The sequence below is a fragment of the Microcoleus sp. FACHB-SPT15 genome, from assembly GCF_014849525.1.
GTDB lineage: Bacteria > Cyanobacteriota > Cyanobacteriia > Cyanobacteriales > Coleofasciculaceae > Symplocastrum > Symplocastrum torsivum.
Map to the genome: position 1 here is coordinate 15,409 of NZ_JACJNU010000071.1, position 25,375 is coordinate 40,783.

Annotated in this window: 11 protein-coding genes and 1 pseudogene; 8 read left to right on the forward strand and 4 right to left on the reverse strand. The window is 47.6% G+C overall.

Annotation, left to right across the window (positions count from 1 at the left end; all coding sequences use genetic code 11):
- Positions 1–41: 41 nt before the first annotated feature.
- From H6F98_RS31945 to H6F98_RS31955, 3 genes are read right to left on the reverse strand one after another with little or no spacing between them, the layout of a single operon-like run.
- Positions 42–680: a response regulator transcription factor gene (locus tag H6F98_RS31945; protein ID WP_192222774.1), complete on the reverse strand. Its 639-nt coding sequence runs from the start codon at positions 678–680 to the stop codon at positions 42–44.
- A gap of 16 nt (positions 681–696) precedes the next feature.
- Positions 697–2,187 carry a response regulator gene (locus tag H6F98_RS31950; protein WP_192222775.1) on the reverse strand — a complete coding sequence of 497 codons (1,491 nt, stop codon included), beginning with the start codon at positions 2,185–2,187 and terminating at the stop codon, positions 697–699.
- A 2-nt stretch (positions 2,188–2,189) separates the two neighbouring features.
- Entirely contained in the window at positions 2,190–8,084 is a 5,895-nt protein-coding gene (locus H6F98_RS31955) for an AAA family ATPase (protein WP_192222776.1), read from the reverse strand.
- A gap of 475 nt (positions 8,085–8,559) precedes the next feature.
- Here H6F98_RS31955 and H6F98_RS31960 point away from each other — a divergent pair.
- From H6F98_RS31960 to H6F98_RS31975, 4 genes and pseudogenes are all read left to right on the forward strand, one after another.
- A pseudogene (locus H6F98_RS31960) lies at positions 8,560–9,516 on the forward strand (IS630 family transposase).
- A gap of 394 nt (positions 9,517–9,910) precedes the next feature.
- Complete coding sequence (locus H6F98_RS31965; protein ID WP_192222777.1) at positions 9,911–10,456, forward strand: DsbA family protein; 546 nt, start codon at positions 9,911–9,913, stop codon at positions 10,454–10,456.
- A gap of 195 nt (positions 10,457–10,651) precedes the next feature.
- Positions 10,652–11,095, forward strand: a complete 444-nt coding sequence (locus H6F98_RS31970) for a hypothetical protein (protein ID WP_192222778.1) — start codon at positions 10,652–10,654, stop codon at positions 11,093–11,095.
- A 146-nt stretch (positions 11,096–11,241) separates the two neighbouring features.
- Positions 11,242–13,251 (forward strand): amylo-alpha-1,6-glucosidase, encoded by a 2,010-nt coding sequence (locus tag H6F98_RS31975; protein WP_192222779.1) that lies wholly within the window; start codon positions 11,242–11,244, stop codon positions 13,249–13,251.
- A 148-nt stretch (positions 13,252–13,399) separates the two neighbouring features.
- On the opposite strand, the gene H6F98_RS31980 is transcribed toward H6F98_RS31975, so the two are convergent.
- Positions 13,400–15,772, reverse strand: coding sequence for an NB-ARC domain-containing protein (locus tag H6F98_RS31980; protein WP_192222780.1), 2,373 nt, complete (start codon positions 15,770–15,772; stop codon positions 13,400–13,402).
- A 255-nt stretch (positions 15,773–16,027) separates the two neighbouring features.
- Between H6F98_RS31980 and H6F98_RS31985 the strand changes: the two genes are divergently transcribed.
- The 4 genes from H6F98_RS31985 (at position 16,028) to H6F98_RS32000 (ending at position 25,328) form a co-directional block, all read left to right on the forward strand.
- Positions 16,028–17,542, forward strand: coding sequence for an NB-ARC domain-containing protein (locus H6F98_RS31985; RefSeq protein WP_192222781.1), 1,515 nt, complete (start codon positions 16,028–16,030; stop codon positions 17,540–17,542).
- A gap of 189 nt (positions 17,543–17,731) precedes the next feature.
- Positions 17,732–21,580, forward strand: coding sequence for a filamentous hemagglutinin N-terminal domain-containing protein (locus H6F98_RS31990; protein ID WP_192222782.1), 3,849 nt, complete (start codon positions 17,732–17,734; stop codon positions 21,578–21,580).
- Positions 21,581–21,607: 27 nt separating this feature from the next.
- Positions 21,608–24,400, forward strand: a complete 2,793-nt coding sequence (locus H6F98_RS31995) for a CHAT domain-containing protein (protein WP_199349147.1) — start codon at positions 21,608–21,610, stop codon at positions 24,398–24,400.
- Between the two features lie 124 nt (positions 24,401–24,524).
- Positions 24,525–25,328 carry a DUF928 domain-containing protein gene (locus H6F98_RS32000; protein ID WP_192222783.1) on the forward strand — a complete coding sequence of 268 codons (804 nt, stop codon included), beginning with the start codon at positions 24,525–24,527 and terminating at the stop codon, positions 25,326–25,328.
- The last annotated feature ends 47 nt before the right edge of the window (positions 25,329–25,375 follow it).

Below are 25,375 nucleotides of genomic sequence, written 5' to 3' on the forward strand. Positions count from 1 at the left end.
CTACTTCGGCGTTTCTCTAACTTGTAATCGAGTTGTATCTCCTACGGCAGAGTGACAATCCCTCGCTTCAGGGCTGTGATTACTGCCTGTGCGCGATCATTAACATTTAACTTGCTGAAGATATTGTTGATGTGAGACTTGACTGTACCCTCTGCAATAGTTAGCGCTTCACCAATTTCCAGATTACTCATGCCAGCCGTCATTAGCTGTAGAATTTCGCTCTCTCGTTTACTGAGTTCTGGGCTGTTCATCCGCTCTGCTAGTCTGGCACCTACTTCCATTGGAATGAACGATCGCCCTGCATGGACAGCCTGAATGCAAGCTAGCAGTTCCTCACGGGGTGTATCTTTGAGCAAATAGGCTTTAGCACCGGCTTGCAGTCCTCGATAAATATCCTCATCGCGATCGTAGGTTGTTAACACGATCAGGCGAGCAGTAGGAAACTTTTTGCGAATTGCTACGATCGCTGTTACACCATCCATCTGGGGCATCTGCAAGTCCATTAAGGTAATATCAGGTTGGAGTTGGGCAAACAGTTCAACCGCCTCACACCCGTTGTTTGCCTGACCCACAGCGGTGATGTTCGCCTTGGGATCGATTTCAAGCATGGCAGCGATTCCAGCTCGTACAATGGGATGGTCATCTGCAATCAAGATGCGAATCGGTTGTTTCTGGCTCATGATGCATCTTATTATCTTATTCTCTACTGATTGTTTGGTAGGGCATATCAATCGCAAGAGGCACAATAGCTATCACCTCTGTCCCTTGTCCCGGTTGGCTAGCGATCGTTAACTGACCACCCAGACTCTGGATGCGCTCGTGCATTCCTAAGAGACCAAAGCCTTTCCCGCTTTGCAGTTCAGGATTAAAACCCTGACCATCGTCCCGCACGCATAGACTGACGGCTTGAGAACCGAACGTTAATTCAACTTGAACAGCATTGGCATGGGCGTGTTTGAGGGCATTGACGAACGCTTCCTGAGCAATACGCAGCAGATTAATTTCTACGTCGGAAGGTAGCGGGTATGGTGTCTCCTCAATAGTACACTCACCTTTAATCGATGTACCTGCGGTTAATCCGTGAACTAAACTTTCCAGCGCCTGCGAGAGGCTACCTTGTTCTAGCACCTGAGGGCGTAGCGCCCAAACTGATCGCCGTGCCTCTGCCAAACCATCACGGGCTAAGTTGTGTGCCTGGATAAGGTGGTTTCGTGCCTTCGAGTCCTCTGGTACGACGACTTTAGCGACTTCTATGTGTACGATGACACCCGTTAATGCCTGGGCGAGGGTGTCGTGGATCTCGCGAGCCATACGGTTGCGTTCTTCCAGAATTGATGCTTCTTCGGCGCGTTTGCGATCACTGATATCCCGTGCCAACCACATGACTAAATCTTGCGAGATAGGCGAAATGCGGGCAGCAAACCAAATTTCTCGCCCTCCCATAGTCAGGCTGTACTCAACATTAAGTATTTGTTGGGTACTGAGAGCTTGTTGGATGTAGCAAAGAAAGATACCGGCTTGCGGTTGCTCGAAAATCTCGTGCAACGTCCTACCAATTTGCTCGTCAGCAGGTTTGTATAATTGCTCCGGCGCAAGCGGTACAAGCTTTAAAACACGTCCTACCGAATTAATGACGAAGAGAGGATCGGGTATTGCTGCAAAGAGCGCCCGGAGTTCCGCTTCGGAGGCTTGCAGCGCTTCTTGTGCCTGTTTCCGCTCATGTTCTATTCGCTTGCGCTCTTCAATCTCTTTACTAAGCTGTGCATTTTGCTCCAAAAGTTGTTTAGAGAACTGACTGAGGCGTAATTGGTTCTCTACACGCGCTAAAACCTCTCGAACCTCAAAGGGTTTGGTAATGTAGTCTACTCCACCCACAGAAAAGGCTTTCACCTTATCGAACACTTCATGCAAGGCGCTGATAAAAATAACTGGAATGTCCTGAGTCGCTGGAGACATTTTTAGCTCTTTGCAGACTTCATAGCCATCCATATCTGGCATCAGGATATCCAACAAAATCAAATCAGGTGGATTTGACTGGACAAATTGAAGAGCCAGTTGACCGTCTGGTGCAAGGCGCACAATATACCCTTGGTCTGATAACATCCCGGCTAAAAGCTGCAAATTTTCAGGAATATCATCAACAATTAAAATAGTTTCTTTTGAGGCAGAGTTTTGAGCATTACTCATATTTAATCAGTTGCGGGTTGCATGAAAGCCAATAACTGCTTGTACTTAAACCCTTTGGTTAAAAGTGCGATCGCTCCTGCCACAGGGGCATTGAGTTCCCGGATTTGAGTAATGCAGGTTTCAATCCGCTCGATATCGAGTGCGAGGATGGCTTGGTGGAGGTTAGCCACTAAATCAGGGGGCAATGCAGCAAGAGCAGCAGGTGTCAAGACATCGGCACTCGAAAGGCGATCGCTCTGCGGGCTTGGTTCTGGGGCAAGCGCTCTGCTGGTTAGTTGTTGGCTATTAATATCAACAGTTTCAATCCTGCTAACAGCAATATCAAACTTGAAGACTGTCCCCTTGCCAACCTGGGAATTGACACTGATATCTCCTCCCATCAGTTGCACAAAGGAACGGGCAATGGTTAACCCTAGACCCGTCCCTTCCTGGAACTTGCGATCAGCTTTGGCTTGCACGAAGGCTTTAAAGATGCTGTCTAACTCCTCAGGGACAATCCCAACTCCGGTATCTTCAATTTCAAAATGTAATTGGTAATTGGTAATTGGTAATTGATGATTGGTACTTTCTTGCCCATTACCCTCTACCAATGACCCATTGTCCATTACTGAAATTACTCTTACCAAGACTCTGCCTGCTGTTGTAAATTTAATGGCATTAGAAAGTAGATTAATTAGCACTTGCCGCAGCTTGACCTCATCAGTACGGACATATTGAGGCACTTCTACAGTCCGCTCAAAGAGCAAGTGTAACCCCTTATTGTTCGCCTTAAGTTGAAACAAATTTTCTAAGTCGTTTAGAAGGCGATAGAGGTCAAAGTTTGCTTCGTTGAGCGTCATCCGTCCTGCTTCAATTTTGGATAAATCTAAGACTTGGTTAATTAAGGTGAGCAGGTGTTCTCCGCTACGGGCAATAACGTTCAGATTTTCTTGGTGTTCTGGAGGGAGATAAGACGAGTTACCCATCAGTTGGGCAAAGCCAAGAATGGCGTTGAGAGGAGTTCGCAATTCGTGGCTCATCTGTGCTATGAACGTACTTTTGGCTATTTCCGCTTGCCTGCGTTTCGTGATGTCAGTAAAAGCAGCGATCGCATAAGCAATGTTACCGTTTTCATCAAAGATTGGAGTACCACGACTCTCAATCGGGATAATTTTGTTGCCTTGATGAATTTCCATATCATCCACGGCTGAGCGATCACCCTGCAAAGCTCGCAGCAGGGGAATTTGTTCTTTTGGGTACGGTTGATTGGTTCCCGCTCGATGGAGTTGATAAACTTCTGATAACTGCTCTGTTGTCGCAGACGGAACAATGCTTTCACCGAAAAGCTGTTGGGCAACAAGATTGGCGTAGCAATGTTTACCATTGGCATTGAGGATTGTCACACCCACTGGCATCGCCTCTAGGAATTGAGTTAGCCTACTTTCGTTAGCACTCACTTCAGCGTAGAGTTTAGCAAGATCAATGGAGATTGCAGCTTGGGAGGATAAGAGCTTTAACACTTCCAAGCGAGCGGGTGTAAAGGCTCCTGTGGTGAGATTATTTTCTAGATATACGATACTAACGAGTTTGCCTTGATTGATAAGCGGCGCACAGAGAATTGATTTGGGTTGATGCACTTGAATGTAAGGGTCATTGATAAATTTTCCCTCTCTACTTGCATTATTTAAAACGACACTTTCCTTGGTTCGAGCAACATAATTGGCGATCGCTGTAGAAACATCTCCGCTATCAATAGGTATTGACTGCAATACCGCAACCTGATCTTGCTCCACTGTGCCTGAGGCTTCAATCAAAAGTCTGCCTTGCGTTTCCAAAATCAGAAATCCTTTTTGCGCCCCAGCATTCTCGATGAGAATTTTCATCAACGATACCAGTAACTTATCCAGGACAATTTTGCTAGAAATTGCCTGAGACGCTTTCATCACGGTTGCTAAATCCAACGATGAGCCTAAGCTATTGCCAGTAGTGGTTGTAGAATTGTTCTTATCCGTATCTGTCGTGTGAGTCACAGTCTGAGATTGAGTCAGTAACTGCGGATATCTAGCTTCCAAATCTGCAACCTTAGCTAAAGCTCCCCAACGTCCATAGCAATAGTGCGCCTCTTTCATGTAGGTTTGGGCAAACTTTTCCCTATCCCGAAATAGGTGAAATTTAGCGGCTAATTCATAGGCTAATGCCTCTTCTTGAAGATAGCCATTGTCACTTGCACCAGATATGGCTCGTTCATAAAAATCCTCGGCTTCCAGAACTTGCCCTAAAACTCGTGCTTTCTCAGCCTCGACTAGATAAAATTTGTGCAGATAATTCATGGGGGCATGATCCGCCCATTTCTGTATCTTCTCTTGGTTGATGTCAACGCGATTTAGCAAAGCCTCTTTTTCGGAGTTTGAAGCATTACCCAATACGCTCAAAAGCACCAGAGAATCATAGAAATGGAATAGGGGTACAGAAATCAATGCTGTTACCCCATCTAAATACTGCTCTGCTCTAGTAGCCGTTTGTGCAGCTTGATGATACTCCCCAAACAGATAACATAAGATAAGCTTATTCAGATAAAAGTGGTGAATTCCAGTTCCGTCTTTTACTGCAATAGCACGCGATAGCGCTTGCTCTTCATTGTATACACAACCAATTAAACGACTCGGATTTTCAGACCGACCTAGCAAGTTAAGGATTGTCTGTCGCAATACTGCAAGCCAATTAAAGGGGTTTTCCCGTCTAATTTGACTGGCAGCCTTACTGTAGAGCGCCGTTTTTTGTTCCAGTTCCGTAAGTTCCTGACCGACAAAGTATGAGTGATAACACAGGTTAAATGCACAATAAGCAGCAAACTCAAAGTCTCCGGTTTCCACTCCACTTTGATAACCATCAGTCAGAATTGGTAGTGTTTCTCTGAGATGTTCTTTCCAGTGCATGACGTGAGAACCCAATACCAAGAATGCCTTAGCATTAGCTTTCTTGTCATTTAATCGCTCCACCAAACTTAAAGCCAATTTGCCAAATTTATAACCAAGTTCAATGTCTTGCACTACTCCACACTGAATCAGTCCATAGGCGGCATAGCCAAGGGGTGACCAGGTCGCATTACCATCCTTGAGCGATAAATTCACCATTTTGCACATAATCAGCACCATCAATACTGGTGACACCATAAAAGCAGCACCACCAATACTCGCCAGGATATAAATTGCTGCCAGCGGTTCTGGTTCGGTCATCTCCGGCAGATCAATCAAGTCTTCGACTTCCCGTCCAGCTAATAGTGAAGCCGTTTCCTCCAATCCTCTTTGAACATCCAACTGGCTGGGAGTTTCTACTACGATTACTTCCAAGAGTTTCAGCACTTCCAGCCCGATTGGAAGTGCCTCTTTGGGATTGCCCTGTGACAAACACGCTTGAATTCTGCTATCGTAAGCTTTCACTTTGTCAAGCACTGTAGAGGCATGGTTTAGTACCACATCTACTAATTGCTCCATCTCACCGAAGTGACCACTGAGGTACGCTGCCCCTGCTGCTTCTGAGTACAAAGCTAAGGTTAAGTCATACTCACTCTGCCAACTCTCTGCACTAAGGAGTTTTAGCCCCGCATTGAAATACTTGAGAGCCGCTTCATAAGCCGTTGCTGCCAAAGCTTTCTGACCTGCCATCAAATTCAATTTGACAATTTCATCTCGTTCTTGTTGATAGGTGACAAGTTCAATACCAAGATTGAGATGATCGACGATTTCAAATATCTCCTCTAATACCAACTCTGATGGAGTATTTTGCAATAGCAGGCGACCTATTTGTAAATGAACCAACTGCTTTTGTGATTCATCGATCAATGCATAAGCCGCTTGTTGAACTCGGTCATGTAGGAATTTATAATCCTGAACCAATAGTTGTTCATCTAACTCAGATGTAGGCACAACTAGACCAGACTGAACTGCTGCCACTAGATTTGGGAAAATTGCGCTATGGGAGCTTTCACAGATGATAGAGAGGGTGCTTAAGTCAAAATCAGCGCCTACACAAGCGGCGAATCGTAGAACCTGTTGTGTCGCTGGAGGCAGCTTTTTCAGTTTGCCAAGCATCAACTCCACCACATTATCAGTGATGCCCTCGCCTTCAATATGAGTGATATCCCATCGCCAACTGAGATGCTCAAAATCAAAAGTCACTAAGTTTTCGATGTACAACGTTTTAAGAAATTCATTGGCGAAGAAGGGATTCCCGCCTGTTTTGTGCAGCACTAATTCTGCCAATGGGCTGACTGTACTGATGTCACTGTGCAATGTGTCGGCAATCAGTTGTGCGATCGCTTTGGGTCTTAGAGATGCTAACGTAATCCGATTGATTGTTGCTCCCTCTTTTGTTAGTCCCTCCAGCGTCATCATCAAGGGATGCGATGAGTTAACCTCGTTATCTCGATATGCCCCAATCACAAACAGGTATTGCGTATCTGCATCCGTCATCATCAACTCGATCAACTTTAGGGTTGCCAAGTCTGCCCACTGTAGATCGTCGAGAAAGATAACTAAGGGATGTTCTTGTGAACAGAACACCCTGATGAACTTTTGAAAGACTAGATTAAAACGATTTTGAGCCTCAGTTGCTCCAACTTCTGGTACGGGTGCCTGCTTGCCAATAATCAGTTCTATTTCGGGAATCACATCAACTATGACCTGACCATTAATTCCCAGCGCGGCTAAAAGTTTGTCTCCCCATTGTTGTAGTTGGTGTTCCGGTTCGCTCAAGAGTTGCCGCACTAATCCGATAAAGGCGCTGACGACAGCCGAGTAGGGAATATTGCGCCCAAACTGGTCAAATTTACCAGAGATAAAATAGCCCCGTTTCTCAGTAATCGGTTTATAAATCTCTTGCACCAAGACTGACTTCCCGATGCCGGAATAGCCTGCAACCAACAGCAATTCTGCTTGCTTTGCCTCTCCTGCGGCTATTCGCTCAAATGCAGTTAGTAACGTCTCAACTTCCGCTTCCCGTCCATACAGCCTTTGCGGGATTTGAAACTTGTTAGAGATATCTCGATTACCTAATCCAAACGTGGCAATCTCACCCGTTGTTTCTAACTGTCGTAAACATTCGGACAAATCAGCTTTGAGTCCCCAGGCACTCTGATAGCGCTGTTCGGCATTCTTTGCCATCAACTTCATGATGATGTCTGAAACAACCTTTGGTATGTCTGCATTCACCTCATGTGGTGCAATAGGCTGTTTGGCAATATGACAATGCACCAGTTCTAGAATATCCGTCGTCGTAAACGGCAACTTCCCAGTGAGCAGTTCGTAGAAGGTGACACCTAGGGAATAAAAGTCTGTTCGGTAATCTAGGAAGCGATTCATCCTTCCGGTTTGCTCCGGTGATATGTAGGCTAGAGTACCTTCTAAGACATTGGGATTTCTAAACGTAGGATTTGTGTGACTTAAGCGGGTAGCAATGCCAAAGTCGATGAGTTTGATTATCCCAGTGTTTGGATTCAGGACAATATTGCCTGGGTTAATGTCTTTATGAATGATATTGCTGCTGTGAATCCTCCCCAGAATCTCTGTAATCTTGATCGCGAGGCTCAAGAATTGGGCTAAGGGAACAGGACAATACGCTTGGGGTGATTCCTGCATCCATTTGGCTAAGGACTCCCCGCCAAAATCCTCTAAGAGCATCATGAGCGATCGCTGATAATCTTTTTGACTGTAAGCCTTAATGACTCCTTCTATGTTGAGCGATCGCGTAATTTCATATTCCTGCTTGTAGCGGGTAAGTTCGGCTGGGGTAGGATAATCTTCTTTGAGTACCTTGAGAATGACTGGGGTGCGATCACCTTCTCGTATCCCTCGATAAACCAGCGAATTAGCGCTTTCGTAGATTTTGGCTGTGACAGCAACCTGAGGCAGGTTCATCATAGATATCACTCTGTAAGTGGGCAAGGAGAACTTCCGATGTTTTGCTGGCAACCGAGAATCGCTACTTTGGTATTTCTATAACTTGCAATCGAGATCTGCAATCAAGATGCGAATCAGTTGTTTCTGGCTAATGATGCATCTTTTTCTACAACAGTTGTTTTGGAGAGCATATCAAGCGCAAGAGGCACACGGAGCTGTCACTTCTATTCCTTGTCCGGGTTGGGTAGCTATTATTAACTGGTGCAAAGGCTCTGGATACGTTCATGCATTCCTACAATACCAAAGCCGTTCCCGCTTTGCAGTTCAGGATTAAAACACCGGTCACCGTCATAAATCAGCTTGCTCGGCATTCAAGTTGCATCCTTAAGTACTCGGTATAATTTACAAATAAAATCTCAAGAAAATTCTACAGCCTTTTTCAGGCTAGTGAGGTACAGATGCTATGATTTTGATATTCAATTCTATGTGAATTAGGATGCAACCCTACTCGCTGGATTTTCGCCAGAAGATAATCGATACTTACGCTGAGGAAAATATATCACAACGCAAGCTGGCTCAAAGATTTCGAGTTGCCCCTAGCTTCGTTCAAAAGATACTCAAGCAATATCGAGAAACAGGTAGTATTGAACCTAAACAACGGTTAGAGCAAACACCAACAAAACTTAACTCAGCACAGCTAGATATCCTGAAAAACACCGTAGCAGCTAATAATGATGCCACCCTAGCTGAACTGTGTGACCTCCTTCTTCAGGAGACCAATATTCGTGTTGGAGTGTCTACGATGTTTCGTATGTTAGAGAAGCAAGACTTGACTCTAAAAAAAAACACTTCATCCGAGGGAGAAAGAAACTGAAAAAGTCCAAATACAACGCTGTGAATTCTTCTCAATAATGCAAGCCTTATTGGCTCAAAACCTAGTATTCCTTGATGAGACAGGAGTCGATTTGTCCTTGACTCGCTTACGTGCACGCTCACCTAGAGGCTCAAGAGCACGCGGTAAACGTCCGAGTAAACGAGGTCAACGTGTTTCTATCATTAGTGCCATTAATATATAAGGAAGTGATGACGCATTGTCAGCTCGTCGGTACAACAGATGGGCTAACATTTGAAGCTTTTATCTCTCAAAGACTTGTCCCAAAGCTTTGGAAGGGTGCCTGTGTCATTATGGATAACTGTTCCATCCACAAGGGTAAAGAAATTAAAGCTCTATCTTGTTGCAGCCGGAGCAATCTTGAGCTACTTACCTCCCTATTCACCGGACTTCTCACCGATAGAAAACTGTTTTTCAAAAATTAAAAATACACTCTGTTCAATCGGTGCCCGCACTTATCCCGACTTAGTAAAAGCAATTGAAAAAGCCTTCTCTCAAGTATCTTTAGAAGATCTAAAAGGCTGGTTCACTCATTGCTGTTATTGTACCTCACTAGCCTAGAAAACGCTGTAGCTCTTATAGTATTAACGTTCAGAGCGCATATCCCAATAGACTTCATAGAAAAGACTACTGCGGTAGACCAAGAGTATTACCTAATACCTATCCGCAAGTTAGAGTCATTCCTTCATCCCAGAGTTGACTCGATGCCGACCATTTTTACGGGTAAAACAACTAACTTCAATCTGGCGACAACGACAGGCAACTTCTCTAAAGTGATACCTAGTGCAAGAAGGCAAAAGGCAGGGGGCAGAAGGCAGAAGGTCAAAAGCTTGTACTTTTTACTTTTGGCTCTGTTGTTAACTGGTCACTCATTTCCGCCATGCTGTACTAGGCTGAATTAAGTAGGAGGTTTTATGACAATTTCTCGTCGTTGTGGTGAATCATTTTTACTTCAATGAGTCAGGCAAATGGACGTAATAAGCTATCTGTCCCTCCCTCAGAACTTGATCGCATCCAAGGATCGCTCGACGCCCCAGTAGTACTAGTAAAGTACGGCGACTACCAGTCTCCTGATTGCGGCGAGTCTCACAGGATCATCAAAGCAATTCAGCAACAACTCGGCAATCGTCTAGGCTTAGTCTTCCGTCACTTTCCCCAGGTGTCGATCCATCCCCAGGCTCAAAAAGCAGCGGAAGCTGCTGAAGCCGCAGCCGCGCAAGGTCAGTTTTGGCAGATGCACGACACGCTGTTTGAGCATCAGCAGGCATTGGATAACGGTTATCTCGTTGAGTATGCCAACGATCTAGGACTCGATATAACCCAGTTCCTGCAAGCTATGTGGAGGCACGTTTATGTCGATCGCGTTACCGAAGACGTTGAAAGTGGCTTACGTAACGGTATCACCACTACTCCAACGTTATTCATCAACGGTATTCGTTACAACGATGCCTGGAACGTTGAGAGCTTATTGGCTGCGATCGCCAGAATAGAGAACTCCTAAATAAGTCAAAAGTCAGAGCGCTACTTAAGCTGGGAGGTCTCCTCCCAGCCTCGCGCCCCAAAAGTCAAAAAATGAAACCTCAGGATGGCTCAGTATTTGAGCTGTTGCTCGCATACAAGTTAAATGCAGACTAGCTGAGCAGATGTAACTGGACACCGCAAGATTACCGAATCACCGTTCAAGAGGATATGACCGATGATGAGTTACAAACAATTGGCTGTAAACTATAGTTTCCTAAAGAAGCTTCAAACCCTCGATTGGCAAACCATCCGTCATCACCTGCTCAACTCTGACGAGGGTCGAGACTTCACTCGAACGCAAGCAGCGCGTGCTATCTGGCAGTACGGTTTGTTTCTATTTCTAGCACGGCAATATCCGGGTATGCGACTGGTACCCACCGAAGAAATTGATGCAGTCCTGCACGCTCATATTGCCACCGATCAACAATATCAGGACGATTGCCAAACTCTATTTGGTGGCTGTGTACATCACTCTGCGGGACTGGGAACGCGAGGCGATCGCGCAGAATGGCTTGAGGCGTTCGAGCGCACGAAACAACTGTTTGAAAAAACGTTTGGTCGAGGTGCGATGGGTTATTCAACCCCTGCTGCGTGTGACATACTCCTAGCATTCAATTAAAAATCATGAGTACTCAATGCTCTTTAACCAGGGTAAGCACGCAATGGTTAGAGGAGTTTTTAGCACTACCAAAGTCAGTTACTTCTGCCAAGATGCACTAGTCAAAAAGCCAGCCTCTATTCATTACCTTTACTCAGTAAACTCTCATGATTATTGACTTTGGACGTGAAATCTGTGGCAATCTTAATTCAGCAGAAGCACGGGAGTGGTTAGTAACCAATGGTATCGGCGGTTATGCCTCTGGTACAGTTGCAGGTCTACTGACACGAGGTTATCACGGATTACTGATAGCAGCACTCAAGCCACCTCTAGATCGCAAATTACTGCTCACAAAGATTGACGAGTTCGTGGGGTATGATACTGGCGAGTATCGGCTGGGAACAAACCGTTGGCAAGGCGGTCTTGTCGAGTCACAGGGCTACTGGCACATCGAAAGCTTCCACCTAGAAGGAACAATACCTGTGTGGACGTTTGCATGTGGGGATGCACTCTTGGAGAAACGCTTATGGATGCAGCCAAGAGCCAACACAACATACATTCACTACCACCTACGACGGGCAACTCAATCGCTGAATATTTCACTCAAAGCACTTGTCAACTATCGCCCGTGGGCCGATAGAACACAGGCAGGAGGTTGGCGAATGAACGTGGAACCTGTCCCACAGGGAATCTGCGTGACCGCTTATTCTGGAGCTGTGCCGTTCTACCTGTTAACTGATAGTGCTAAAGCTTCACCTCAACACGAGTGGTACCGCAACTATGAATTAGCCACAGAACGTGAGCGCGGAGATGGTTCTCTCGACGATAATCTATACGCCGCACTCTTTGAGACTACCCTTGAGGTTGGAAAGTCCCTCACCTTTGCTGCCAGCACACAAACTAATCCAGATTTGAATGGCGCAGCCGCCTTAGATTTCCGCCGTGCCTACGAGCAACAGTTGATAAAAATCTGGCAAGCAACCCAACCCGCAGACGCTCCTGCGGTTCCTGATTGGGTACAACACTTAATACTCGCGGCTGACCAGTTCATTGTTAACCGCCCACTGCCTGGTGACCCAAATGGAAAAACCGTTATCGCTGGATACCACTGGTTTACGGATTGGGGTCGTGACACCATGATTAGCCTACCCGGTCTAACTCTTGCTACTGGTCGTCCAGAAATAGCAGGCTCCATTCTTCGCACCTTCAGTAAATATGTTGATCGAGGGATGTTGCCCAATGTTTTTCCTGGTGATGGCTCACCCCCCAAAGAAGATCAATACAACACCATTGATGCCACGCTTTGGTACTTTGAAGCCATTCGCACCTACCATGCTGTCACGGGGGATGATAAGCTGTTGGGTGAACTGTTTCCTGTCTTGGTAGACATTATTGATTGGCACCGTCAAGGAACACGCTACAACATCAAACTCGATCCAAACGATGGGTTGCTTTATGGTGGACAGGAAGGTTGGCAACTCACCTGGATGGATGCCAAATATAGTGGCAGCGTATTTACCCCTCGTATTGGCAAACCGATAGAAATCAATGCCCTTTGGTATAACGCCTTGCGGACAATGTCGAAGTTCGCTCAACACTTAGGAAAGTCTCATGAAGAGTACGGTGTGATGGCTGAGGCAACATTAAAGGGGTTCAATCGTTTCTGGCATCAGACTAAGGGTGATGGAGGTTATTGCTTCGATGTTCTGGACGGCCCTAATGGTAACGACGACTCCCTGCGACCCAACCAGTTGTTTGCTGTATCTTTACCAGAAAGCCCGCTTACACCAGAGCAACAGCGGAGTGTAGTTGAGATTTGTGGGCGAGTCCTTCTCACCTCTCATGGTCTACGCAGCCTCACTCCTGACGATAAGCAGCAATATAAAGGTCATTACGGTGGAGCACAGCAGTACCGCGACGAAGCGTATCACCAGGGAACAGTCTGGGGATGGCTGATTGGTCCGTTTGTCTTAGCTCACTTGCGTGTCTTCAATGATCCAGTAAAAGCCCGCGAGTTTCTTAAGCCGATGAAGCATCACTTACGCGCCGCAGGGTTAGGAACTATCAGTGAAATTTTCGATGGGGATGTACCAATGGAACCTAAAGGTTGCATTGCCCAAGCTTGGTCAGTTGCGGAAGTTCTACGCGCTTGGCTGGCGACAGAGAAGAAAAACTAAATCAATACCAACAATACAACACAAGGAGAAAAATTATGACAAAGATTCAAATACTGAAGACGCAAAAAGATTAGCTGAAGACCGAAAAAGCGGCGAAAGCAAAGATAAAACTAAAACTAAATAGATGAATTTATATTATTCCAGGCTGTTAACTACCTCTTGAGAGATCTGTATCGAAAGTGAGGACTAAGGTGCGTGCCTCTTCTGCTTCTGGTAGCATTCCTAAAACCTCAAAATTGTTAAACGCTTCAATTGCCCACTGCCGCGCCTCAGCCAGATTTCCGTGCGCTCTGGCTAGACTCGCTAATGAATGTTGACAGAATGCAATGCGAACCTTATCTTGGTTGACTTGGGCAACATATAATCCTTCCGTCAGGAGTTTGTGGGCATTCTCCAGTTCTCCTTGCACGATTGCAATGTCAGCCAACCAATTTTGAATAGAAAAGATGGCTCGCCGCCAATCAATTGTTTGAGCATAGTTAAGTGCTTCTGCAAACAGTAGTTTGGCTTGCTTGTAGGCTTCTTGCTTAAAGCAAATCTCGGCTTGGTAGTAACAGATTTGTGTCAACCATCGCAGTCGTTGTTCCTCTGGTAGTTCAATGTTCGTTAAGAACTCCAATGTTTGGTTGAGCCACGACTGAGCCTCGTCAAATCGTTGTTGTTGAATCCGGAGAATCGCCAGATGTTTAGACAAATTCAACTCAAAGCATCGATCTTGATACTGCCGTAGCTCCCAAGCTTTCATGAACAGCGAATCGGCTTCTTCCAACTGAGCGGGTTTTCCCATTGCCGTGAGCGTCTCGCCTCGATCCACTACAATCTCTGCAAGGATTGACCAATCGCCTCGTTGTTGAGCTGTTTGAATCAGCGATGCCGTCCAAATCAAGCGATCGTCCCAATGCCCTAAGCGACTTTTCCGGCTACCCATGATATGAGTGTATGCCTTTGTGTTCCGCCACAGATCGAGCAGAGCGGTACAGCGTCCTTCAACCACACAAAAATCAATGACAGCTTGTAAATTCAACCATTCCTCTTCTAATCCCTCAAACTGAGCATGCCATTCCTGGGCATCTTGTCCTCTATACTTTTGGGAAAAGTTTAAGTACCAGCCAATCCAGCGAGCCCGTGCCTCGCGCTCAAAGTCGGGGTAAGCAGCCAATTCAGCAAGTGCATACTCTTTGGTAAGGGGTAAGATACCATAACGGTTTTCTTCATGCCTTACCAATGAAAGCCCCCGCAATCTAGCTAAGGCGTTCTTGACGACATCAGGTTCAGCGTCTGGTACTGCCACTTGGACAAGGGCTTCTCGTAATGCAGGGATGGGAAATAGGGCAAGTGCCATCAGGAGCTTGTGCGCGGCTTGCCCTCGCAGGGGTTTCACTGAACTCTCAAAGCAGAAGCGAGCAACATCTCCTGTGGTTTCAGACATCCGTTCCAGCACTTCCTCAATTGGGAAGCCATTCGCCAACTGTCCAATGGCATAACTGATGGCGACTGGGACACCTCCAGTTCCTTTGTAGAGAGCCAGAGAATCTTCTGGATTCAGGGTTACTCCTTTCTCTTGCGCTTCATACTGAATCAAGTGGAGAGCATCTGGCTGGGGCAATGAGGTCAAACGGACAGGGACAAACATAATTTGTTCGCGGGTAGTGATGACTGTTTTCACCGTAGGTGGCAGTTCGTACAGAAATGCCAGGACATCCTGCTGGTTTTCGACCGTCTCCAGGTTGTCCACAATCATGAGAGTGTGCTGGTGGGACAGAGATTCTTTAATCAGGTCTACTTGCTCTACAAAACTGGCTCCGGTGATGTCTAAGTCGTCGAGAGTACGAGCAATCTGTCGGAAAAGGTCATTGAGCGTGCGTCGAGGAGCAAGGCTTTTCAACACACCAAAGGGAGTCAAGTAGGATTCTTTGGCAGAGGTAAAGATAATCGCCTCAAAGGTGGGTACGCCGAGGAAAGCCCCATCACCGTAACTAGCACGCAGGCAACGATAAGCGGCTTCCACAGCTAAGGTTGTTTTCCCTACACCACCGATACCATCAATACTGATCAAGTGGGCGGCGTGGTTGGGTGAAAGCAGTTCCATCAATCGAGCAACCTCCTCTTTGCGACCAATGAAGGTTGTACAGCTCGGAGCGGGTAAGTTGTTCAGCACCCGTTTTGAAGGCTTTATAGAAGGTGGAGAGGATAAAGGAGGAGCTAAAAATGCAGAAGAAGTGTCTTCTTTCTTTAGACTGTCTGGGTTTGACTCCTTCAGCAGTTTCTGTAGCACGAGTTGAACAGTATTGACCCTTACTTTCTGCCCTGTAACGTCTGACAGTAGCTCCCAAAGTTCAGGGCAGAAGACCCTCTGGATGGTGCTGTCAGCGTACCCAATCACGCGAATATCCTTGAGTTTGCTTCCTTGCAGGGCTTGTTCGAGAATGCACGCTTGGATATCCCCTAAGGTCTTACCCGTTTTAGCAAGAATTTGATTGTTCGCTACTCCGATCAGTTGTGATATTTCTTCAGTACTCATCAGCCAGCCAGAAATGGGTGTTGTATCGAGCGTACCCTGGATGATCTTCAGGAGTCACCCACGTTGAATAAATTGAAGAATTAAGTTGTAAATCCTGAAAATTTTGAAGGGGATGGTTGAAGATATGGCTGAATTTTGAGACACAAAATGAATTTGCTCTCAATTATTGTTCAAGTAATCGTTGTTTACTGTTTCAAAACTACACAGTTCTCATTTTTTTAGCTCTACAGCCGTTATCAATTAGGACAGTAAGATATGTATGCTCTTTCCTCTGTAGAAAATCTCTCTTTAGAAACGTCAAATCGTCGCTCGACGACTTCCAAATCCTCCTCTAAATCCAGACGTAGTCGGGGGGTTATCCTCACCTTTCACGGCTGGGACAAGTTCCAAGCTGCCAAAGCTCAAGCCGAGTTTGATGAAAACTATGGAAACCGCTTCACTCTTGAAGACCTAAGTGATCGCGCGAGTTTGGCTTTGCACACCATTACCAAGGTGCTAAGACGCACAGAGCCTGTAGACAAGCAGTCATTGCAGTATGCCTTCCGAGCCTTTGGGCTGGAGTTGAGCAAGAGTGACTATACTCACCCTACGTCCTCGTTTGAGGCGTTGCAAACTCGCCAGGAGAACCCACAACAGGACTGGGGGGAAGCAGCAGATGTGTCGGAGTTTTATGGGCGAGAGGAGGAATTGTTCCAGCTTCGGCAGTGGAGCGTAGAAGAGCATTGCAGATTAGTGGCACTGCTGGGGATTGGCGGAATTGGCAAAAGTACGCTGGCAGTGAAGCTGGCGCTACAAATTCAGACCGACTTTGAGATAGTGGTGTGGCGAAGTCTCCGCAACGCACTACCATTGGAGGAGTTGCTGGAGAGTATACTGTTATTTGTGCTACGGGTGCGGGGAGAAGAACCAGTGATACCTAGTAGCCTCGATGGGAGACTATCCAAGTTGATGGAATGCCTGCGCTCCTCGCGCTGTCTGTTAATCCTAGACAATGCCGAGACGATTTTGAGCAGTGGCGAACGGGCAGGGCAGTGTCGAGACGGGTATGAGGGATACTCTCAACTGCTCCAAACTGTTGGGGAAGTGCCGCATCAGAGTTGCTTACTGCTGACGACGCGGGAAAAGCCCAGCGCGATCGCGTTGCTCGAAGGTGAGAAGTCAAAAGTGCGAGCGCTATCCTTGAAGGGACTCAAAGCCGAAGAAGGACGAGAGTTGTTCCAGCAAAAAGGGCAATTTACTGGTTCAGAGGCAGAGTGGAGCCTACTAAGCAAACACTATGGCGGCAATCCTCTAGCATTGAAGCTGGTGGCAGCAGCAACCCAAGAGCTTTTCAATAGCACAATTGCGGAGGTATTGAAGTATGCACAGCAGGGAGTTCTAGTCTTTGAACACATCTGCAAACTCTTGGAGGGGCAGTTCGATCGCTTGTCTGCGGTGGAGCAGGAAGTGATGTATTGGATGGCGATTACTCAAGAACCCGTATCCCTTGCTGAGTTAGAGAAGGGCATCGTCACAGTCGCCTCTAAGCGCAAGCTGCTAGAAGCAATGAATTCCCTATTGATACGGTCGTTAATTGAGAAGGACGGAGAGTACTTCTGGGTGCAACCTGTCGTAATGGAATACGTCACCCAGCGATTGGGTGAGCAGGGCTGTAGCGAGATTGAGACGCAACAGATAGAACACTTGAGGAGTCATACGTTGGTCAACACGCAGGCGAAGGACTATGTGCGGGAGTTGCAAGAGATTCGATTATGGCGGGCATTTGCTTAAATACGGGAGAGACAAAAAACGGATAGAAAGTCCGACGCTAAACTTTAGAGGTTTCACCCCTTCAGGGTTTCACTACAACCAAACCTGGACAACTGACAAGGTCAGATATTGCTAACGATTAGCAATTCCAAAGGATTTATGTATCCGTCAAATGGTAGAGTCTAGCTACTTCCTCAGGGAGAATTTGAGATGAAAGGGTGTTATCTAGAAAAATGGCTCTTGGTTTGCAGTGTTTTCTATGCGCTCTTCAGCTCTAACCAAAGTGTTGCACAAGTGGTTGGAGATACAACACTGCCTACGGGAGAGCGATCACAAGTCACAGGCAATCCCAATTTTCAGATTGACGGAGGTGCAACACGAGGTGGCAATCTGTTCCACAGCTTTAGCGAGTTTTCAGTGCCGACGGGTGGTTCTGCCTTCTTTAACAATGCCGCAGATGTGCAGAACATCCTAACGCGAGTCACAGGTGGGACGATTTCTAATATTGATGGATTAATCCAAGCCAACGGCACAGCCAACCTGTTTGTGATTAACCCGAATGGGATTATCTTTGGACTCAATTCCCGATTGGATGTTGGTGGCTCATTTGTTGCAAGTACAGCGAGTAGCATCAAGTTCGCCGATGGTACAGAGTTTAATGCAGTAAATCCCTCGGCTCCTCCCCTGCTGACCATCAGTGTGCCGATCGGCTTGCAGTTCAATGGTACGGAAGGAGATATTGTTGTGCAGGGTAGCAATCAGACCCCTGCTCCTGATAATCCGTTTACTGAAGTTGGTGATGCTGGTCAGCTACCCGATACAGCCCAAGCTGTCAACAGCGCGACTGATGGAACAAGCTTTAACGCTATCTCTGGCAATTTGAACAATAGCAACGATGTTGACCTGTACCAACTGTTCCTAACACAAGGACAGCTATTCACAGCGAGTACGGTGGATGGCACTACGGTGGATACCCAGTTGTTCTTGTTCGATGGCAGTGGATTAGGCTTGTCCAGTAACGATGACAGTGCTAACACCTTACAATCTACGGTACCCTTGAACGAACCCTTCATACCTGCTGCCTCTGGCACCTATTACCTAGGCATTTCCAGCTACGATAACGACCCCCGCAGTCCACAGGGTTACATCTTTGGCGCATCGGGTGAGCCTAACGATCCAGGCTCAGGGTTACCAGTGAGCGAGTGGGTTGCGACTAACAGCCCTAGCAGCGGCACTTATACGATTACGCTCAATCCTCAACCCGATACTCCGACTCTAAGTCCTCCTAGGGAAGGTCTTCAGGTTCAACCGGGCAAAACTTTAGCGCTTGTGGGCGGCAATGTCACTATCCAAGGGGAAAATTTGCAGGCTCCGGGTGGTCGAGTCGAGTTGGGAGGAGTCGCCGGGTCGGGAACGGTAGGGCTGAATGTTGATGGCAACAATATCGGTTTGAGTTTTCCCGATGGCGTAGTACTCTCAGATGTTTCCCTCAGTAACAGCGCTCTTATAGACGTGCGTGCGGGGGGTAGCGGGAGTATTGCCGTCACGGCTGGGAACTTAACCCTAAACCAAGGAAGTCTACTTCGAGCGGGCATCAACATAGGGTTGGGCTTTGCCGGCGCGCAAGCGGGGGACATTCAGCTCGATGCAACAGAAGCACTCAACCTAGCTGACGGCAGCGGAATCAACAACGAAGTGAGTGTTGGAGGTACGGGCAATGCAGGTAACATCAACATCACGACAGGGTCGCTTTCTCTCACAGGAAGCGCTTTTCTACTTACCACCACTCGTGGACAGGGAAATACAGGCAGCGTGAATATTAATGCCCGCGATACTGTCTCTTTGGATGGCATCAACACTGCTATATTCAACAGCGTGTACGAAACTGGTGTCGGTAACGCTGGCGATATCAACATCACGACGGGGTCGCTTTCTCTCACAAGGGGCGCTTCTCTGGCTTCCGGAATTTCTGGACAGGGAGATATAGGTCGTGTAAATATTAATGCCCGCGATACGGTTTCCCTAGATGGAGAGAATGCTGATGTATTGCCCAGTGCGATATTCAGCATTGTATTGTCTGGAGGCGTTGGCAATGCTGGTGGCATTAACATTCAAGCCCAACAGCTCATCTTGAGATCAAATGCCGCACTGATTGGGGATGTAGAGCCGGCCGGCCGGGGACGAGGAGGAGACATCAATCTAAATATCAGCGGCACCATCTTACTTCTTGGCGGAACAACTGCTGACACAGGAGAATCCGCCAGGATAACCTTGGGAGTGCAGCCAGACGGAGTTGGATCTGGGGCAAACCTTCGCATCAGAGCGGGGTCTTTAGTGCTACAAGATGGCGGTCTCATCAAAGCCAGTACGCAAGGACAAGGAGACGCAGGTAATATCGACATCAGGGCAGATGTGGTTGATATCTCTGGCAGCGTTCCAACCAGTGGCTTGCCCAGTGGTTTGTTTACCAGTAGCGATACTGCTGGCAATGCAGGCGATATTACCATTCATACTCAGACCTTTCGGATTGCAGACGGAGCCACCTTGAGTGCCCGTAGCCGAGGCGATGGGCAGGGGGGAGATATCACCGTCAATGCCGTCCGCACCTTTGAGGCAGTCAACGGCGGACAACTGATTACCACCACCTTCGGGCAGGGACGGGCTGGGAATATCACGGTTAATGCAGGAGAGCAGATCACAATCGCAGGGAGCGACCCTAATTACACCGCTCGCCTTGCCAAATTTCCCAATCCCGTCGAGCCATATGTTGCCAACGCCATCAGTGAAACAGGTTCTGCTAGCGGTTTATTTGCCAATACCGAGCCTAACTCAGTAGGGCGCGGAGGGGATATCCAAATTGCGACTGGGCGGTTAATCGTTCAAGAGGGTGCCCGAATGATTACCAGCACCGCTGGGAGCGAACGGGCGGGAGACATCACGGTCAGTGCTTCAGATATCCAACTCTCTAGTGCTGCCAGTGGGCTATTCGCTCAAACCACTACTTCTGCCAATGCCGGCAACCTCACCATTCAACCTCGCAGCAACGGGCAAAGTGTGCGGGTGAACCTGCAAGACGGGGCACAAATCTCTGCCTCCACCTCTAGCAGTGGTAATGGGGGACAATTGACCCTTACCGCTCCTGAGTCCATTACTCTCACAGGAAATGGTTCGATTATTGCCGCCGAGACGGGTGGCAGTGGTACGGGTGGAAACTTAAATCTACAAACTGGAACCCTAAACATTCAAAACCAGGCACAAGTGACAGTCAGCAGTTCCGGCGCAGGCAGTGCTGGTTCCTTGTTCGTGGATGCTAATCAAATCTATCTCGACAACGGGGGCAAAATTCGGGCAGACACTTCTGGAGGTGGGGGAGATATCAATTTGCGCTCGTCCCTGATACTCTTGCGAAATGGCAGTAGCATCACGACCAACGCGACTGGTAGCAACATTCTCGGTGGCGACATCAACATCGATACAGACAATTTGGTTGCCGCGCCGAAGGAAAATAGTGACATCAGCGCTAATTCCGCTAACTTCCGGGGCGGTAATGTAACCGTGAGAGCGGATGGCATCTTTGGCATCGAGTTTCAAGAGCAACTGACTCCCTTGAGCGACATCACCGCCACCGGAGTCACTTCAGAGTTTAGTGGCACAGTAAACCTGCTCACGCCAGGGATTGACCCCTCAAGAGGGCTAGCCGAATTGCCGACAGAGGTAGTCGATGCAACAGGTGCGATCTCTACTGGCTGTCGAGGTGTTCAAGGCAGTTCTTTCGTAGTCACGGGTCGTGGGGGTTTGCCACCTACCCCTCAACAAGCCTTGGGCGATGACCCACGTTGGCGAGACTGGCGTACTCCGGATGGAGTTAGCCGTCAGCCAAACGCGGCTGGGAATGGAACCTTACCGCCTTCAGCTAACCTACCGAGCACTAAATCAGCGCTAGTAGAAGCGACTGGGTGGGTAATTGAACCTGATGGTAAGGTTATCCTCACGGCAAGTGTCCCTAATGTGACCTCCCCCAATCGCTGGGGAGAGCCAGTTAATTGCGATGGGTCTTGACACTCCAAAAATTTTGGTAAACTTCCTATGTTTAAGCCAGTCCGTCAGGCAAAGTTCTTCTTGAAGCGTAGCCCGTTCCAGAAGCAAGGATGGTTTGTGTTCATCTTATTAGCTCTGGTAGGAGCGATCGCAATGGTCAGCCTGCACACCACAATTGCGTCAGCGTCGTCAAATCGCCAAGTTGGTAGTGTAGTCCGCGCAGACGGACTTGGTTTGTATAGCCGCGAATTCCATGCGGGGCTTAGTTTGACTGCTAAACAATCTGAATCTAACTCCCCTAGCCCCCGACTCCTAGCTCCTAACCTATCTGACCGAATTCAACAGGGCAAAGAACTCTACCAAGCCGGACAATTCTCAGAAGCAGTAACGGCTTGGCAAAAGGGAGCAGCGATGTTTGAAGCTCAAAGGGATGTACTGAACCAAGCTCTAACCTTAAGCTTTCTCACGTCTGCCTTCGAGCAGCTCGGACAATGGACTGAAGCAACCGAAGCCATAACCCAGAGTCTGCGACTTCTGGCAAACAACAAACAACAAACAAGCGAGCATCAACTCATTCTCGCCCAAGTCCTCAACACTCACGGGAATTTGCAATTAACTCAAGGTCAAGAGTCCGATGCTCTTGCTACCTGGCAACGAGCTGAAGCCGCCTACAAGAAAGCGGGTGATGAAGTCGGGATACTCGGTAGCCAAATTAACCAAGCTAGAGTCTTGCAAGCACTGGGGTTATACAGACGAGCCACCATCATCTTGGAGCAGGTGGAACAGACTCTCCAAAAGCAACCCGATTCGGCGCTTAAAGTAGCTGGATTGCGTAACCTTGGCAATACCCTACGTCTTGTCGGCGATCTAGATCGAACCCGCATTGTCTTGCAGCAAAGTTTAGCAATTGCTGAACGATTGCGCGAAGAGTCGCACTCATCCTTAGATGAATCAGCTTCAGATATTAGTGGCATCCTTATGAGCTTGGGCAACACCGTTCGCGCTCAGGGGGAGACTGACACAGCCCTGAAGTTTTATCGTCAAGCAGCAGAAATTGCTCCCTTGGCTACCATCAAAATTCAAGCTCAAGTCATTCAACTAAACCTCTTAATCCAGGCAGAGCGATGGGCAGAGGCTCAAACCCTATGGACTCAAATCCAACCCCAACTTGCTGAACTACCTCCCAGTCGTTTAGCTGTTTATACCCAAATTGACATTGCCCAGAGCTTGATGAAGATAGGGAGAGACGGAGCAGGGGGAGAATCTGAATTTATACTCGCCTCTGCTCGACTGTTAGCGAATGCCCTCCAGCAAGCGAGAAGTTTGAACGATGCCCGGACAGAATCTTACGCTCTTGGCACTCTTGGTACTTTGTACGAACAGACTCGGCAGTGGGACAACGCTCAAGAGCTAACTCAAAAAGCGTTAATCCTAGCTCAGACTATTAATGCACCAGACATTGCCTACCAGTGGCAGTGGCATTTAGGACGGGTATTGAAAGCTCAGGGAGACATTGATGACTCGAAGTCAGAGGCGGTAGGTTCTTCCCGCAAACACAAAGCAGCGATCGCAGCTTACACGGAAGCTGTCAACACCCTCAGCTACCTACGCAATGATTTAGTAAGCATCCATACCGATATGCAGTTCTCCTTCCGGGAGAGTGTGGAACCCATTTACAGAGAGTTAGTTGAACTGCTTCTACAATCCCCCCAAGGAGGTGAACCCAGTCAGCAAAACCTTAAACAAGCTCGTGAAGTCATTGAATCCCTACAATTGGCAGAACTGGACAACTTCTTTCAGGAAGCCTGTTTGACGGCTCAACCCGTACAGGTTGACCAAATTAATCCTCAGACGGCGATCATCTACCCGATTATTCTGCCAAATCGATTAGCCGTTATCCTTTCCTTTCCCAACCAACCCTTGAGCTACTACGAAACTTCTTTACCACAGAGTGAAGTAGAGCGCATCTTAGACCAGATGCAACAATCCCTAAGACCCACGTCCTTTACACAAGAGCGTTTGCCCATTGCTAAACAAGTGTATGACTTGCTACTGCGATCAGCGGAAGATAAGCTAGCCGCAAGTGGCATCACAACCCTGGTATTTGTGCTGGATGGCTCCTTACGAAACCTGCCAATGGCAGCTCTCTACGACGGTCAAAAGTATCTAATAGAGAAGTACAGCATTGCTCTCGCTCCAGGTCTACAATTGCTCCAGCCCCAACCATTAGAACGCCAACAGCTTAAAGGATTATTGGGCGGACTGAGCAAAGCACGTCAAGGCTTTTCAGCTTTACCATCTGTAGCACTTGAAGTTAATCAGATCGAGTCTCAGATACCCGCTCAAGTACTTCTGGATCAAACGTTTACCAGCACAACCCTCCAAAGTCAGCTCAATTCAGTGCCATTTCCCGTAATTCACCTGGCAACCCACGGTCGGTTTAGTTCCAAGGCTGAAGATACATTTATTCTTACTTGGGACGATCGCATCAATGTCAAACAATTGGACACCTTGCTCCGATCTAGAGAACAAGGCGATCTAAACCCAATTGAATTACTGGTTCTAAGTGCCTGCCAGACGGCAACTGGCGATCGACGGGCAGCTTTGGGACTAGCTGGATTAGCTGTACGCTCTGGAGCACGCAGTACCCTCGCAACGTTATGGTCAGTGAATGACCGCTCCACTGCGTCCCTCATGGTAGAGTTTTACCGAGAGCTAGGTCAGCCAGGAGTGACCAAAGCCCAAGCTGTTCGTAGAGCTCAGCTAGCACTATTGAAACAGCCCCAATACGAGCATCCTTATTATTGGGCACCTTTCATTCTCTTGGGAAATTGGCTTTGATGATTGTTATGATGTATGACGCACCTACCGAATCTTGAAGCTAGTAGCAAGAAACAAAAGTAGCCGCTGCACCTCCTAGTTTTGTCTAGGAGTTTGTAATTAGGGGATAGGGGAGAGCTCACTCATGGTTCGGATAAAATTCCTGTTGCCTCTTGCATCCCTTTGGGTTGCCCTGACTTTAGAACTTGTTATTGCTCCTAGTGTCTTAGCAAGGATACAGACGCGATTAGCTTCGCTACCGGGCAAAACCCGATCACACCCCAAAATCTCAAACTATAACAGCCATAATCAGAGGCAAATCAACGCTCAATTACCACCACCACCGCCAAATAATCCTGACGAGACGACGGGGGGGGGTACGCGAGACGGAGGCAGATGCCCCCAAGATGCAATAACTTTAGAGCCACCTCTCACCACCTTAAGCCCAGTTACTGAGCCGGGGTTAACGGTAGCAGAGCGTCCGACATTTCTAGTCTATGTTCCACAAACTACTGCCCAAACCGCAGAATTTAGTCTATTCGATCAAAACAATCAGGGTATTTACCAGACGACCTTTGCTCTAACTAATACTCCTGGGATTGTCAGCTTCAGCCTACCGCCTAATGCACCGCTCTTGGAGATTGGTAAGAATTATACGTGGTCGGTTGCCATGATTTGTGACCCTAAAAACCGACTACAAGACCAATTTGTTCGTGGCAGAATTCGACGAACTGAACTCGATCCAGCCCTAATGAATCAAATCGAGAAGGCAGCACCCAAAGAGCGTGTTTCTCTATATAGAACTGCTGATATTTGGTACGAAGCAGTCTTCACCCTGTTTGAGCTACAACGCTCCCAACCCGACGATCCGAGCGTCAGTGCAGCGTGGAAAGAATTGCTCAACTCAGACGGACTGAATTCTATAGCTGCACAGCCCCTTAAAAAATAGTAGTCTGTCAATCGAGGAAGGGGACAAGGAGGTGCCCAAAGAGTCCT

Bases quoted from the DNA above. Each gene is read 5' to 3' on its own strand.
- H6F98_RS31945 (WP_192222774.1), bottom strand. From the start codon at position 680: ATGAGCCAGAAACAACCGATTCGCATCTTGATTGCAGATGACCATCCC.
- H6F98_RS31950 (WP_192222775.1), bottom strand. From the start codon at position 2,187: ATGAGTAATGCTCAAAACTCTGCCTCAAAAGAAACTATTTTAATTGTT.
- H6F98_RS31955 (WP_192222776.1), bottom strand. From the start codon at position 8,084: ATGATGAACCTGCCTCAGGTTGCTGTCACAGCCAAAATCTACGAAAGC.
- H6F98_RS31965 (WP_192222777.1), top strand. From the start codon at position 9,911: ATGAGTCAGGCAAATGGACGTAATAAGCTATCTGTCCCTCCCTCAGAA.
- H6F98_RS31970 (WP_192222778.1), top strand. From the start codon at position 10,652: ATGATGAGTTACAAACAATTGGCTGTAAACTATAGTTTCCTAAAGAAG.
- H6F98_RS31975 (WP_192222779.1), top strand. From the start codon at position 11,242: ATGATTATTGACTTTGGACGTGAAATCTGTGGCAATCTTAATTCAGCA.
- H6F98_RS31980 (WP_192222780.1), bottom strand. From the start codon at position 15,772: ATGAGTACTGAAGAAATATCACAACTGATCGGAGTAGCGAACAATCAA.
- H6F98_RS31985 (WP_192222781.1), top strand. From the start codon at position 16,028: ATGTATGCTCTTTCCTCTGTAGAAAATCTCTCTTTAGAAACGTCAAAT.
- H6F98_RS31990 (WP_192222782.1), top strand. From the start codon at position 17,732: ATGAAAGGGTGTTATCTAGAAAAATGGCTCTTGGTTTGCAGTGTTTTC.
- H6F98_RS31995 (WP_199349147.1), top strand. From the start codon at position 21,608: ATGTTTAAGCCAGTCCGTCAGGCAAAGTTCTTCTTGAAGCGTAGCCCG.
- H6F98_RS32000 (WP_192222783.1), top strand. From the start codon at position 24,525: ATGGTTCGGATAAAATTCCTGTTGCCTCTTGCATCCCTTTGGGTTGCC.